At 65.4% G+C, this 13662-nt stretch carries 11 protein-coding genes and 1 pseudogene; 6 read left to right on the top strand and 6 right to left on the bottom strand.

Annotated elements, in window-relative coordinates; all coding sequences use genetic code 11:
- Window positions 1-70: 70 nt before the first annotated feature.
- The 3 genes from ACTWPB_RS09010 to clpB all read right to left on the bottom strand — a co-directional run bounded on the left by ACTWPB_RS09010 (window position 71) and on the right by clpB (window position 4781).
- Entirely contained in the window at window positions 71-1273 is a 1203-nt protein-coding gene (locus tag ACTWPB_RS09010) for a hypothetical protein (RefSeq protein WP_446225216.1), read from the bottom strand.
- Window positions 1274-1341: 68 nt separating this feature from the next.
- Window positions 1342-2145, bottom strand: coding sequence for a DUF5666 domain-containing protein (locus tag ACTWPB_RS09005; RefSeq protein ID WP_446225215.1), 804 nt, complete (start codon window positions 2143-2145; stop codon window positions 1342-1344).
- A 62-nt stretch (window positions 2146-2207) separates the two neighbouring features.
- Complete coding sequence (gene clpB, locus ACTWPB_RS09000) at window positions 2208-4781, bottom strand: ATP-dependent chaperone ClpB (protein ID WP_446225214.1); 2574 nt, start codon at window positions 4779-4781, stop codon at window positions 2208-2210.
- A gap of 212 nt (window positions 4782-4993) precedes the next feature.
- Between clpB and ACTWPB_RS08995 the strand changes: the two genes are divergently transcribed.
- The 4 genes and pseudogenes from ACTWPB_RS08995 to ACTWPB_RS08980 form a co-directional block, all read left to right on the top strand.
- Window positions 4994-5983: an NADP-dependent oxidoreductase gene (locus ACTWPB_RS08995; RefSeq protein ID WP_446225213.1), complete on the top strand. Its 990-nt coding sequence runs from the start codon at window positions 4994-4996 to the stop codon at window positions 5981-5983.
- Window positions 5984-6868: 885 nt separating this feature from the next.
- On the top strand, window positions 6869-7582 hold the full coding sequence (locus ACTWPB_RS08990) for a DUF6882 domain-containing protein (protein WP_446225212.1): 714 nt from the start codon (window positions 6869-6871) through the stop codon (window positions 7580-7582).
- Window positions 7583-7705: 123 nt separating this feature from the next.
- The gene (locus tag ACTWPB_RS08985; protein ID WP_446225211.1) at window positions 7706-8020 is read left to right on the top strand and encodes a WXG100 family type VII secretion target; all 315 of its coding nucleotides are present in this window, start codon (window positions 7706-7708) and stop codon (window positions 8018-8020) included.
- A gap of 3 nt (window positions 8021-8023) precedes the next feature.
- Window positions 8024-8464: pseudogene (locus tag ACTWPB_RS08980) on the top strand (WXG100-like domain-containing protein); the annotation flags it as partial.
- A 398-nt stretch (window positions 8465-8862) separates the two neighbouring features.
- Here the strand turns inward: ACTWPB_RS08980 and ACTWPB_RS08975 are convergent.
- The 3 genes from ACTWPB_RS08975 to ACTWPB_RS08965 form a co-directional block, all read right to left on the bottom strand.
- Window positions 8863-9969, bottom strand: a complete 1107-nt coding sequence (locus ACTWPB_RS08975) for a hypothetical protein (protein ID WP_446226571.1) — start codon at window positions 9967-9969, stop codon at window positions 8863-8865.
- A 93-nt stretch (window positions 9970-10062) separates the two neighbouring features.
- Window positions 10063-10338: a hypothetical protein gene (locus tag ACTWPB_RS08970; protein WP_446226570.1), complete on the bottom strand. Its 276-nt coding sequence runs from the start codon at window positions 10336-10338 to the stop codon at window positions 10063-10065.
- A gap of 93 nt (window positions 10339-10431) precedes the next feature.
- The gene (locus ACTWPB_RS08965) at window positions 10432-10572 is read right to left on the bottom strand and encodes a hypothetical protein (protein ID WP_446226569.1); all 141 of its coding nucleotides are present in this window, start codon (window positions 10570-10572) and stop codon (window positions 10432-10434) included.
- Between the two features lie 385 nt (window positions 10573-10957).
- Here ACTWPB_RS08965 and ACTWPB_RS08960 point away from each other — a divergent pair, with 385 nt between their 5' ends.
- Window positions 10958-12952 (top strand): hypothetical protein, encoded by a 1995-nt coding sequence (locus tag ACTWPB_RS08960; protein ID WP_446226568.1) that lies wholly within the window; start codon window positions 10958-10960, stop codon window positions 12950-12952.
- Window positions 12921-13379, top strand: a complete 459-nt coding sequence (locus ACTWPB_RS08955; protein ID WP_446225210.1) for a hypothetical protein — start codon at window positions 12921-12923, stop codon at window positions 13377-13379. The genes ACTWPB_RS08960 and ACTWPB_RS08955 overlap by 32 nt, the downstream gene beginning before the upstream one ends.
- Window positions 13380-13662 lie beyond the last annotated feature (283 nt).

Genomic DNA, 13662 nt, shown 5'->3' with positions numbered 1-13662 from the left:
GGGGACTATCGGTCATCGCGGATCGATTCCGGTCGAGGAGGGTGCCGCGACGGCTATCACGGCAGGTGGATCACTTCGGAACAGGGCCCTGGTACGGGCGGAAACCGGGGTGGAACGGTCCGCCGGCCTGACCCGGTTCCGCGTTGTCGAGCGGTGGCTCGGTGCGGGGACGTGGCTCGGGAACGACGGCCAGCGACGGGCGCTTCGGCGGTTCGCCGAGCGGGCGGCGGCCGGGCGCGGGCTGGTCTTCGAAGTCGGGGTCGTCGAGATCGGGGTCGTAGTCGGCGGGCAGCGCGGGTGCGCGACCACCGATCGGGGCGCGATCGTCTCCGTCGCGGGGTCCACGGGGCGTGGCGGGCTCGTCGTCTTCGAAGAAGCGGGCCGCCGTGCCGCGCGGGGCATAGGGGTCGTCGTCTTCGGTGGGGCGGGCGCCACGATAGGGCTCGTCGTTATCGGGCAGGCGGGCCGCGGCGCCACGATAGGGCTCGTCATCGGAATCGAGTTCGTCGGGGCCGGGGAAACGGGCCCGGCCACGCTCCTCGGCGTCGCCGTATTCCGCACGCCCCGAATCGAATTCGCGATCGTCGTCTTCTTCGTCGTACTCGGGGCGGAAGCCCGGCGCGAGATTGGCACTCGACCGCGGCCGGGTGAATTCGTTCGGCTCGGCCACCGGCGGCAGCACGTGCAGCAGGCCGGACAGGCGGAGCACCACGTCGATCGCGGTCTCCCAGTCCTTGGATCCGCTACCGACGGGAAGCATGCCGAGAGTCCAGTTGCCCTCGCTCCACAGCATCTGCACGGTGTCGGACAGCGACTCGATGAAGCCGACCATCCGCTGATCTACGGCGTGGCGCGCGATCTCCGGATCGGTGGCGAATACCACCCGGTCGCCGATGGCGCCGAGCAGTTCCAGATCATGGTCCTTCGGCGGCGCGGCGGTCTTGAGCCGCATGTCGACGTCGATCTCGGAGCCGATCTGGCGTCGCACGGCCACCAGCGTCGCCGCGTCCTCCAGGTCGAAGAGCACGAACTTCTCGCCCTTGCGAATACCGGAGACCACGTCGACCGCCGAGAGGTAACCGAGCTTGGCCAGCGCGCCACGACGCCACGTCGAGGCGAGCGCGGGCTCCACCGACACGTAGGTATAGCCCTGGGACTTCGCCCACATCTGTCTCGCGTGTCCGGTGCGCTGCCGCTGGACCCGATCGAAATACAGCAGGACTATCGCACCCACGAGTGCGATCGCTGCTAACCCGAACCACATAGCCGTCATCGTCGCCTAGCCTATCCAGCCGTCGCCGTGATTGCCCGGTAGCACCGGGGATTCGACGCGCGGGTCGCTCATCGGGGGCCGCCCGGCAACGCCGTACTGATAATGATCTTGGCGTGGATCGACCCGTCTGGGTTCTTGTCGCCCTGCACCATAACCATGTCGCCGACGGGAAGCTCGCTCGCCTTCGTGCTGGTCAGCGAGATCACCTGGGTGGCATCGTCGATCAGCACCCGCACATCGGATCCGCCGAGGGTGCTCATGGTGATCTCGGTGCCGGTATTGGCGGTGATACTGCCCATGGTGGCGCCGAGATCTTCGCCGCCACCCAGACCGGGCAAACCGGGGAGCCCGCTCGTGCTCGGCGGCACGCCCGGAGTGGTCTGTTTCAGTGTCGGCGGGACGAACAGCTGGGTGGTCGTCGGTGCCGAAGCAGTGTTGTCATCGGAGTTGTTGCCGCTCAGCACGAGCCCGGCCAGCACCCCACCGACCGCGATCAGCGCCAGCACACCCACGCCGAGCGCGATCCACAATCCGGTGTGCCGTTTGGGCGGTTCTTGCTGGTCACCGTCCTGCGGACGCGGCGGATAACCCGGTGGCGGCCCGGCGGGATAGCCCTGGTCATAGCCGGGTGGCGGCGCCTGGTAACCCTGGCCGTAGCCGGGCGGCGAGGGTTGAGCTGCGGGATAGCCGCTTTCGTAGGCACCCCATTGCGCATCGTGCGGTGGCAACGCCTGCGTCGGGTTCGACGGTTGCCCCCACTCGTCGAACGAATTGCCTCCGTACGGCGTGGTCGAGTCGGTGCCCGGCGAACCCAGCCGTTCGGTCGGCGAATCCTCCGGGCGTTGCCCCCACGGATCGTTCGGGTTCGTCATGGGCTCCAGGGTAGGACAGCCCGGTGCGTTTGGGAGGTCCCTACGCACCGGGTGTGGATAAATCACGGGCTGTGGATAACTTCGCGTTCGACGACGAGCTTGTCGGTGGCGTCGTCCACACTCACCGTCACGGTGTCACCGTCGGCGACCGAACCGGAGAGGAGTTCCTTGGCCAGACTGTCGCCGATGGCCTGCTGGATCAGCCTGCGCAGCGGTCGCGCGCCGTAGGCCGGGTCGTAGCCGCGCACGGCGAGCCACTGCTTGGCCTCGTCGGTGACGTCGAGGGTCAGCCTGCGCTGTGAGAGCCGTTTCTGCAGCTGACGCAGGTTGATGTCGACGATCGACTCCAATTGCTCGGCATCGAGCGCGTGGAACATCACCACGTCGTCGAGCCGGTTGATGAATTCCGGCTTGAACGCGCGCCGCACCGCCGCCATCACCTGATCGCGGTCGCCGCCGGCGCCGAGATTGGAGGTGAGGATGAGGATCGTGTTGCGGAAGTCGACCGTGCGACCCTGGCTGTCGGTGAGCCTGCCCTCGTCGAGAACTTGCAACAAAATGTCGAAGACGTCCGGGTGCGCCTTCTCGATCTCGTCGAACAGCACCACCGAATACGGCCGCCTGCGCACCGCTTCGGTGAGCTGGCCGCCCTGGTCGTAGCCGACGTATCCGGGCGGTGCGCCCACGAGCCGGGCCACCGAGTGCTTCTCGCTGTACTCGCTCATGTCGATGCGCACCATGGCGCGCTCGTCGGCGAACAGGAAGTCGGCGAGAGACTTCGCCAGCTCGGTCTTGCCGACGCCGGTCGGGCCGACGAACAGGAACGAGCCCGTCGGCCGGTTCGGATCGGCGACACCGGCACGTGCCCTGCGCACCGCGTCGGAGACCGCCTGCACCGCTTCTTCCTGCCCGACGACGCGCCCCGCGACCTCGGTTTCCATCCGCAGCAGCTTGGCGGTCTCGCCTTCGAGCATCCGGCCGACCGGCACCCCGGTCCACGCCGAAACAACGTCGGCGATGTCGTCGGGAGTCACCTCCTCGTTGAGCATCACGTCACCGTCGGACGCTGCGGCACTGGCCTTTTCGGCGTCGGCGAGCTCCTTCTCCAGGTCGGGAATGCGCTTGTAGCGCAGCTCGGCGACCTTGCCGAGGTCACCGTCACGTTCGGCCCGCTCGGACTCCCCGCGCAGCGCCTCCAGCTGCTCCTTGAGCCCGCGCGCCGAATCGAGGGCGTTCTTCTCGTTCTGCCAGCGGGTGGTGAGCTGGCTGAGCTTCTCGCGGTCGTCAGCCAATTCCTGGCGCAGCTTCTCCAGCCGCTGTTTCGACGCGGCGTCGGTCTCCTTCTCCAGCGCCACCTCTTCGATCTCGAGGCGTCGCACCGCTCGCTCGATCTGATCGATCTCGACAGGACGCGAGTCGATCTCCATCCGTAGGCGCGAAGCCGATTCGTCGATCAGGTCGATCGCCTTGTCGGGTAGGAACCGCGAGGTGATGTAGCGGTCCGACAGCGTCGCGGCCGCCACCAGCGCGGAGTCGGTGATCCGCACGCCGTGGTGCACCTCGTAGCGTTCCTTGATGCCGCGCAGGATGCCGATGGTGTCGGCCACCGACGGCTCGCCGACCAGCACCTGCTGGAATCGCCGTTCGAGCGCCGCGTCCTTCTCGATGTACTTGCGGTACTCGTCGAGGGTGGTCGCGCCGACCAGGCGCAGCTCGCCGCGGGCCAGCAGCGGCTTGATCATGTTGCCCGCGTCCATCGCCGAGTCGCCGGTGCCGCCCGCGCCGACGATGGTGTGCAGCTCGTCGATGAAGGTGATGATCTCGCCCGCGCTGTTCTTGATGTCGTCGAGCACGGCCTTGAGCCGCTCCTCGAATTCACCGCGATACTTCGCGCCGGCCACCATCGCGCCGAGGTCGAGCGAGACAACCTTCTTGTTGCGCAACGACTCCGGGACGTCGCCTTCGATGATGCGCCGGGCCAGACCTTCGACGATGGCGGTCTTGCCGACGCCGGGTTCGCCGATGAGGACCGGGTTGTTCTTGGTGCGCCTGCTCAGCACCTGCACCACGCGCCGGATCTCGGTGTCGCGCCCGATCACCGGGTCGAGTTTGCCCGCGCGGGCCAGCTCGGTGAGGTCGGTGGAGTACTTCTCGAGTGCCTGGTAGCTCGCTTCCGGATCGGCACTGGTGACCCGGCCGCTGCCGCGTACCGCGGTGAACGCGTCGCGCAGGGCTTCCGGGGTGGCGCCGTGCTTACGCAGCAGCTGGGCGATGTCCGAAGCACCTTCGGCCAACCCGACCAGCAGGTTTTCGGTGGAGACGAATTCGTCGCCGAGCTCGGTGGCGAGGCGTTGGGCAGCGGTCATCGCGGCGAGGACCTCGCGGCCGAGTTGTGGTGTGGTGGTGGCGCCGGTAGCACGCGGCAGGCGGTCGACGAGGGCGCCTGCCTCACGTTCGACTGTCGCCGGATCGACGCCGATGGCCTTGAGCAACGGTGCGGCGATGCCATCGGTTTGATCAAGCAACGCCACCAGCAAGTGCGCCGGACGGATCTCCGGATTGCCCGCCGCCGCGGCGGCCTGAAGGGCGGCGTTGAATGCCGCCTGCGTCTTGGTGGTGGGATTGAACGAGTCCACGAATCTCCCTTGTGTGTGTCCGGTATCGACTTGTTCAACGCTCACAAAGTTGAGTCTGTTCCGCTCAACTCTAAGAACTTTCAGCGGACTTCGAAGCCGCGCTTCACGGTACGCCGCGACACCACCGAAGACGATCAATCACTGCATGTCGAACGGCTATCCGCCTAGGATTGCGGTGCCCGGCTCACCCCCGATGCAAGGAGTTCACCCCCATGCGCGCGATCGTGGTTCAGAAGTTCGGTGCCACACCGGAGCTCGCCGATGTGCCGGTGCCGGGCGTAGGTCCCGGTGAGGTTCAAGTGGCGCTCGACGCGGCCGGGGTCAACCCGTTCGACCTGAAAATGGCCGACGGCATCCTGGAGGGCAAGATGCCCACCGACTTCCCGATGATCCTCGGCGTCGACGGCGCGGGCACCGTCTCGGCGATCGGCACCGGTGTCACCAAATTCAAGGTCGGCGACAAGGTGGTCGGCAAGTTCCTGACCGCACCGGCAGGACACGGCAGTTGGGCGCAGTACGCCACCGTCCCCGAGGACGCGACCCTCGTCCCGATCCCCGACGGGGTCACCACAGTGGCCGCCGCGGCACTGCCGGTCGCCGGCATGACAGCCCAGGATCTGGTCGACGCCGCGCACATCCAGCCCGGCCAGACGGTACTGATCGTCGGTGCGACCGGCGGTGTGGGTTCGTTCCTCGTCCAGCTGGCCAATATCGCGGGCGCGCATGTGATCGCCACCGCCCGCGCCGACGCCACCGACCAGGTCGCCCGCCTCGGCGCCGCCGAAACCGTCGACTACACCCAGATCCGCCCCACCGACCCGAATGTCGTCGATCCCGACCCGGCCACCCGACAGGACTCGAGCGTCACCGACGCCGTCCGTTTCACCCATCCCGACGGCATCGATGTGCTCTTCGACGTGATCAGCTCACCGGCAGATTTCGCCTCCCACGCCACTCTGGTCCGTCGAGGCGGCCATGCCTACTCGACGACCTGGGCGGCCGATGAAGCGGCACTGCGCGAAAACGACATCACCGGCGGCAACTTCGAATCCAAAGGGCGTTCAACGGAATTGAGCCGCTTGTTGTCGCGGGTCGCCGCAGGTGACGTGGTGGTTCCGGTGCAGATGACGGTGCCGCTCGAGGCCGCGCCCGCCGTACTCGGCGCGGGCAGTGCACGCGGAAAGACCGTTCTCGCCATCTGATTTCGAGCTCGGCCTGCGACCCCTGGGTCACCGCAATCAGCAGACCAGAGTGGGCGGAACATCTGCGCATCCGCCATTCGGAGCAGGCGACATCCGAGCTAGAGGCGCGGCTTGCCCGCTTCGCTGGAATGGGGAGCGCGGCAGAGGAGCAGGTTGAGATCGATGCGGCGTTCGGCAGCGATCGCCTCGACGACTGACTAGCGACACCCGGTCGGACTACTCGACCCGTGCGTTCCCGCGGACCGGGCTTCGCCCGCACTGCGTTGGACCGAATGGAGCACCCAAGGGTGCCGGTGTCGTAACCATCCCTGCCCGCTTCCCCGCACCGAACCCCGATTTGCGTCCTCGGCCAACACAAGTGGCCCCACGCCTGTTTCGGCGTGTGGCAAGTTGGACCCGGTCGAAGGTGTGCACTCCCGAACCGACCAGGTGCGTACGTGCGAGGCGTACGACGAAGGTTCTCGCAGGAGGCTGGGTGTCAGGGTTGTCTGTCCCTCGGTCGGGCTCTCCGATAACGACCGACAGGAGCGGCCAGGCCCAGGACACGACACAGGTAGCCGGTCGTCCGGGCAGACTTCACCCAGGAAACGACGAAAGCCCGACGCAAGGTGCGCCGAGCCGTTGCATGTAGGATTTCATCCCACGGTGCGAACAGGCTGGTTCTGTTTCGTACCCAGGCCGTTCGGTGAGTTGGCGCTCGCCGGGCGGCCGTTCTTGTTCGTGTGACGCTACACACTCCCGCGCGCACTAGCAACTCGCGAGTTTCCGCCCTGGCCAGTAACTTCCGCGAGAACCTTGTGACTGGTTCACATCGAGTTTCGACAGGGCTGCAGGGGCGGAAAGACCGTTCTCGCGATCCGAATCGCGCTCGGTACGCTCGCCGTCATGTCTGACGTGACTTTGGCGAACCTGCTCGACGATGCCGCTCTGTATTCCTTCGAGCATCAGCTCCATCTCGCCGATGTCGCCGGCGACCGTGGGTGGAGTGTCGACTTGGCGGTCGGCCGGTTCACTTTGACCGGGGACCAGCCGATCGAATGCGAGCGGATGCATCTGCTCGGGTCGGCGGCTCCTGGACCACAGTCCTGGTTGTGGGCGTGGGCTAACCCGACCGGCTACCCGGATTTGGTCACCGGGCTCGCGCGGTCCGTGCGCGACGTCGGAATCCGTTATGGGATCAGTGAACTCGCTGATGCAGAAGTGCCGTTCGCCGTGCTTCCTGGTTCGCCCGATCGGGCCGAGGGCGTGGTGAATGTGTTCATGGACGCGGCCAAGGCGATCTCTGGGGTGTGGACTGCCTACAGCGGGCCGGTCGGTGGCGGGACCAGGGCCGCGTTTCTGATCGAGCATCCGTCGTTCGTGCTGCCCGCGCCCTTCGCGCCGCGCATCGCCCGGGTTATCCAGGAGGGGCTCACCGAGTTCCCTCTCACCGACCGACGCCGCGCGCTCCACGCCTACGCCAATCATCGCGGACTCGGCATCCAGTGGTCTGGCGATCACTCCTTGGCGACGGTCACCGGGCCGGGTCTCACCGGGGAGATCGCCTTCGACGAATTGGCCAGGATGAAGAGCATGGACTTGCGGATGAGCAACGGATAACCCTGTCTCGCAGAACAATAGCCTTAGCCTCGCTAATGAGACATAGCGCACAATAGGGATCCGGTGCGCGGCCTCGTGCGTCCAATATCTCGACAGCATTGTTGGGCGAGGTTGGGATGCGCGATGAGTTCGATCAAGGCCGATCCCGATGCGCTGCGTAGTACGCAGTCCTCGTTCGATTCCGTCGCTTCGACGCTGACTGCGGCGTTGACCACGCTCACCGCCGCGTTGGCTGCTGAGGGTGAGTGCTGGGGTGGCGACGAGATCGGGCAGGCGTTCGCGGGTAACTACACACCGGGTGTGGAGCAGGGCAAGACCTCGGTCGGCAATCTCGCGAAGTCGATGACCCAGCTCGGCACGAACATGGTGACCGTCGCGGACAAATTGGCGGAACAGGACACGGCCAGTGCGGCCGCGTTGAAATCGACAGGGATCTAGTTCGTGGGTATCGAGATCCCCGATTCCCTGCAGTGGGTCGCGAAATACATTCTCGGTGCTGGTGATTGGCCCGAGGGTGACGAGACCGCGATGCGGCGCCTCGCTGATGCGTGGACAACTACGGCGAACACGCTCAACACTATCGATGAGGATGCGGCGCGGGCGCTGAATGCGGCATTGTCGGCGTTGTCGGAGGGCGAGACGCACGATGCGATCGCGGCCTATCGCGACAAACTCTTGGCCGGTGATGAGGCGGCGTTTACCGCGATTCGTAAGTGGTGTGAGAAGCAGGCTGAGCTGCTCGAAGACGGTGCCAACGATATCGAGCACACCAAGCTGGTGATCATCGGCACGATGATCGTGGCGGCGGTCGAGATCGGTGTCGCGCTGGCGACGGCGTGGACCGGTATCGGTGCGGCGGCGGGTGTGGCTGCGCGGGTTGCGGCGCAGTTCGCGGTGAAGCTCGCGATGAAACAGCTGCTGACCAGGATGATCGCGCGGGGCATCGCTAAAGCGGCTGCGAGGGCGGCGTTGCGTGGGGCGGCGTTCGAGGCGTTGGAAGAGGGCGGGATCGACGCACTCGCCCGGACCATCCAGGTCGCCAAGGGTGATCGTTCGATGGATAAGTTCGGTTGGGCCGATCTGGGATTAGCGACCTTCGGTGGTGCTGTCGGTGGCGCTGTCGGTGGTTCGCTGGGTGACAAGCTGGGTGGTGTCGGCGACAACATCAGCTCCGGGCTGGGCAAGCTGGCGGCCAAGTCCGCGGCAGGCGCGGCGACCGAGCTCGGTGCCGATCTGTCCGCGCAGGTCGCGTCGGCCAGTGCGGCGTCTTTGCTGATGGGTCAGGAATTCACACTCGATATCGGTGTGGACACGTTTACCAGTGCTGGTGCGGGTGGGCTGCAGAGCGGGTTGCAGTCCAGCTTGGGCGGCAACGGGGACTCTCCGGCGCCAACGGTTCCCGAGTTGGGCGATACCGATTCGCCGACCAGTCCTGCCGGTACCGACGATCCAGGTTCGTCTACCCCGGGCCAACCGAACAGCACTACTCCCCAGTCGACTTCGCCCGCGTCGACGGGTGCTCCCGGTTCCACCGCACCGGCGTCGGAGGGCGCCCCGTCAACTCCTAATGGGGACAACGCAACCCAACCCTCGGGGGCAGGTTCGCCTTCATCTCCTGGAGACGGCTCGTCATCGAATGACAGCCCAACCGGGGATGGGGGTCCGTCCACTCCATCCGGGGACGGTTCGCCGAGCCCGAGCCCGAGCCCGAGTGCGCCGGGCGACAGTTCGCCAAGCCCCAACTCACCCAGCAACAGTTCACCCAGCGACAACTCGCCTAGTCCGAGCTCACCTGGCGACAATTCGCCGAGTTCCAACTCGCCCGGCGACAGTTCCCCTACCTCGCCAGGCGGCAGCACGCCCAACCCCAGCTCCCCCGGTGAGACCTCTCCCGGCCCGACGTCGCCCGACGACAGCGGAAACCCTTCCAGCACAAATTCACCGGACTCCCCGAGCAACCCGAGCCCTGCGGAGACCAACCCCTCGACACCCGCCGACAACGGAAACCCTTCCAGCACAGGTTCACCGGACTCGCCGAGCAGCCCCAGCCCAGCGTCGACCAACCCCGCGGCACCCACCGGCAACGGCACGCCCTCATCGCCGAGCGACACCGGTACCACGAATCCGAACCCAACCGGATCCCCCAACGGCACAAACCCAACCACTCCGGGCAACACCTCCAACCCCACCAACCAAACCAGTCCGTCGGCGCCCCCCGCGTCCTCGCTCGACCTCCCATCGGTCGATGCGCCCGCGACACCACCTGCGGCGCCTGCCGATTCATCCGCAGCCCAACCAAATCCATCGAGCCCGGCCACCACCCAGGCACCGACCACCGACGACCAGGCACCGACCAGCAGCAACCCGACTGCCTCCACGCCGTCCACGCCCGGGACGATGCCGCAACCAGGCGCCCCGGCGACAACCACACCAACAACGTCCCCGAACATCCAGTCCCCCAGCGACACCACCCGCCAGCCTCAACAAACCGAGGCATCGACAACCAGCGCGGCGACCACCGCCACAGCACCCAGCACCGCCCCCACCGCGACGCCGACCACCACACCACCCACCGCCACAACGCCTCCCAACGCGACACCGTCGACCCCACCCATCAGCGCACCGATCACCCCGGCCACGCACCAATCGCCGACATCGAACACTCCCCAACCATCCACAACCACCAGGCCGACAACCCCCACCGCCCAACCGTCCGCCACCCAGCCGACAACCCCGAACAATCCCGGGTTATCCACAGGCCGCACACCTACACCGAGCGCCCCACCATCCGCTGCGAACCCGGCGACGCCGAACACTCCCCACTCGTCCACAGGCACCAGCCCGACGACTCACACGACACCGCCGTCCACTGCTCGACCGACAACCCCGAGCACCCCACCGGCCAGCCGCACCCCGAACGCACCGAACACGGCCCCCAACTCGCCGACCCCCACAGCGAACGGAACCCACAGCGAGGTTCCGTCGACCACAACAACTCCCGCTGACACGCCCCGACCCACGAACCCCGCGACTCCCACCAACACCACCCCAACGACGCCGCCAACAGACCCACAACTCACCCCACAACACCGCGAAGCCGCCACCCAAGCCCGCCGAGCCCGCGAATCCCTACGCCCCATCACCCCCGCCAACAACCAAGCCCTCCAAGTCAACCCACCCACCGGCCGCCCCTACCAAGCCGCCGACTACCCCAACACCTTCGCCCAACCAGTCCGAGTAGTCCGCCTCACCGTCGCCGTAACCGGCTCCCCCACAACCCCACCCACCACCATCGACACCGTCGCCAACAACGCCCAAACAGCCACCGACCTCGCCTTCAACCAAGGCCACCAATTCCCCCTCGGCGACTGGCTCATGGTCGACACCGTCCCCACCACCAACCCATCCACAGCCGACCTCACCATCAACGCCGACACCACCCCCACCCTGACCGACCTCGCCAACACAGTCCGCACCAGCCTCGGCCTACCCCCACGCGACAACCCCACCCTCACCCCCGACGACATGCACCGCCTCGGCTCCGACATCTCCCGAGCCGACCTCGCCCGCGCAACAATCCCCTCCTGGGCAGACCAACACGCAACCCCCACAACCCAACCCGACAACACAGTAACGACGACCCCCGACACAAACCCCGATACCACCCCTGACCTCGACACCACTGTCGACCTAGACGCAATCCACAACAACCACGCCGAACAAACCCCAGCCGGCCTCTCCCACCACCGCGGCGACCCCACCATGGGCGACCTCCCCCACCGAGTCCCCACCGACCCCAACCGCTTCACCGCCGACACCCACATCACCCCCGACGGCCACGCCGCCATCGGCAACCAAACCCTCACCCCCGAGCAATACGGCGACCTCCTCCGCCGCTCCAACTGGGACGGCGTAACTCCCATCCGCCTCATCGGCTGCGACGCCTCAACCAACGGCTTCGCCAACCGACTCGCCCAACACCTCGGGGTCGAGGTACTCGCGCCGACCCAGCGCGCATGGACCGACGCCAACGGAAACGTCTTCAGCACCAGTGCAGTCAACAATCCCGACGGAACCCGCAGCCCCCGAATTCCACCCGACGGACAGTGGCAGTCACATCACGCCGACGCGACTACTACGCCCCATGGCAACAACCCGAACCCACCGGGCGCCGCCGCATCAAACCTCTCTACCGACACAGCGATCGACCGCAGCGGCGAACCCGCTCCTGACGCGAGCCGGAGCGACGGCCGTCGTGCAGATCCTGAATTCGCACCCACCCCGCGAGACCGCATCATCCATCCGGATGACCCCACATTCAATGAACGTTTCGTCGAGTGGAATCGGCCAACACACCAACCGATCGACCCCGATAATCCGCAAGCACCGCCGAGGCCGATCGACATCCACCCAGAGATATACGCACCACACCGCGACCGTGAACGTGTGCCAGACGGCAATACCCAGCCAGACCAACTCCAGCCGATCGAGAATCCCGATCCCGTACCCGACCCTCTACGCGGTCTACCAGGGCATGACCCGCTACAACCGTGGACGGCGTACCCCGTGCGCAACGAGAACGGGACCCGGACGGTCTTCTTTACCGACGGTGAGGGCAATGTGAAGTGGGTGGAAGCCATTCCGGGCTCACGAAACAACGCCCTTTCCGGTATGGGGAGGTGGTCTGGGTTCAACCCCGATATCAGCTACCCGCTATTGCCTGATGCTCAGTACCGGGTACCAAACTTCCACAACAGCGCAAAATTCCTGGACTTTCACACGGATCAACACGGCCAGACCGATTCGATGTCGGGAGACATCGAGGCGGGTGGACAGAATCCACAGTACCGCGACGATGACAGTAAGCGTGGCGCACAACAACGCGCATATCAGGAAGGCGAGGCCGCATATCCGAGCAACCCGCCGAATCGAATCCTGACTCCCGAAGAAGCTGAGAATGCCCGCGTCAAATGGGCGGGCGGCCACTTGGTCGCAAACGAACTCGGCGGGTTCGGCGAATATTTGAACATGCACGGACAGATGGCAGCATCCAATTCCGGGAATATGCGAGACGGCTGGGTACACGAAGCATCATGGCGCGCCAAAGAAGTCGAGTTGGCCGAATTTTCCTCGGCGGATCATCAAGACGTCCGAAACTACCAAGTCAGGACAGTTCGAGATGCAGATGGAGTGCCCAGCGAAGTCGTAATGCGCTGGCAAGAGGTAACATACGCACGAGACCCCGATGGCAGCGTACGCATGGGACCCGGTAATGAACCAGTTGTAGAGTCCGTGGTGACGAAGGAACGCGCGTATCCGAATAGACCAGAGGTGAATTATGGACCACAAGATCGATACAAAGGTCGCTAGTATCTGCGACGCTGCCAAGCTAGCCGCCCCACCAACTTGGGCCAGTATCAAAATTGATATCTGGGCCAATGTCATGACATACGAGATCGCTTTGTCAGCAAAGAATGAAAAAGGCCTATTCGGTGGCGAGATGCGTCACGTCGACCTTGGCGATCAGGTGCGGGCCTTGCGCGCAGACATGTACGAACAAGAGCGTGGTACGTGGCTATCCGCACAGTTCCTCGTATTCCGCAACCAAGAGCCTGAAGTGTCGTTCAATTACGACAACGACCCAAACTGGTCTCCGGCGCTTCATCCGATGATGCTCGTCCGGGACTTGGAGGCATATCCTCGCATCCCCGAGCACACTCCGCAGTGGCTGCGCGACACGGTCGCCCTCGGCCTAGAACTAGAGCGCGAACATCAAACTCGTCCAGGCAATCAGTAGTCTGGCTGCGATCGACAAATCACGAGGAGGAACCAACGTATGGCGAACTGGCCACTACTCAGCCCGACGGAACAACAGGAAAAGCTCGCCGACATCACCAGAGAGATAGTTCCGACTCTTCCTGTCGGCTGGACGCGGCTAGTCCTCCGTGTCAAAACAATCGGCCTACATTCCGAGTCGGAATCCGGCGTCAAGATGCCCGATGGTTCCGTTCGAGGCTGGTCGTTTCCACCAGAGGTATGGCGAAAGTTCCAGCAACTCCGCAAGGGAATGTATACAGAAG

This window comes from Nocardia sp. IBHARD005 (genome assembly GCF_052814245.1).
The sequence above is the reverse complement of the archived record's forward strand: the minus strand, read 5'-3'. Positions and strand labels throughout refer to the sequence as shown.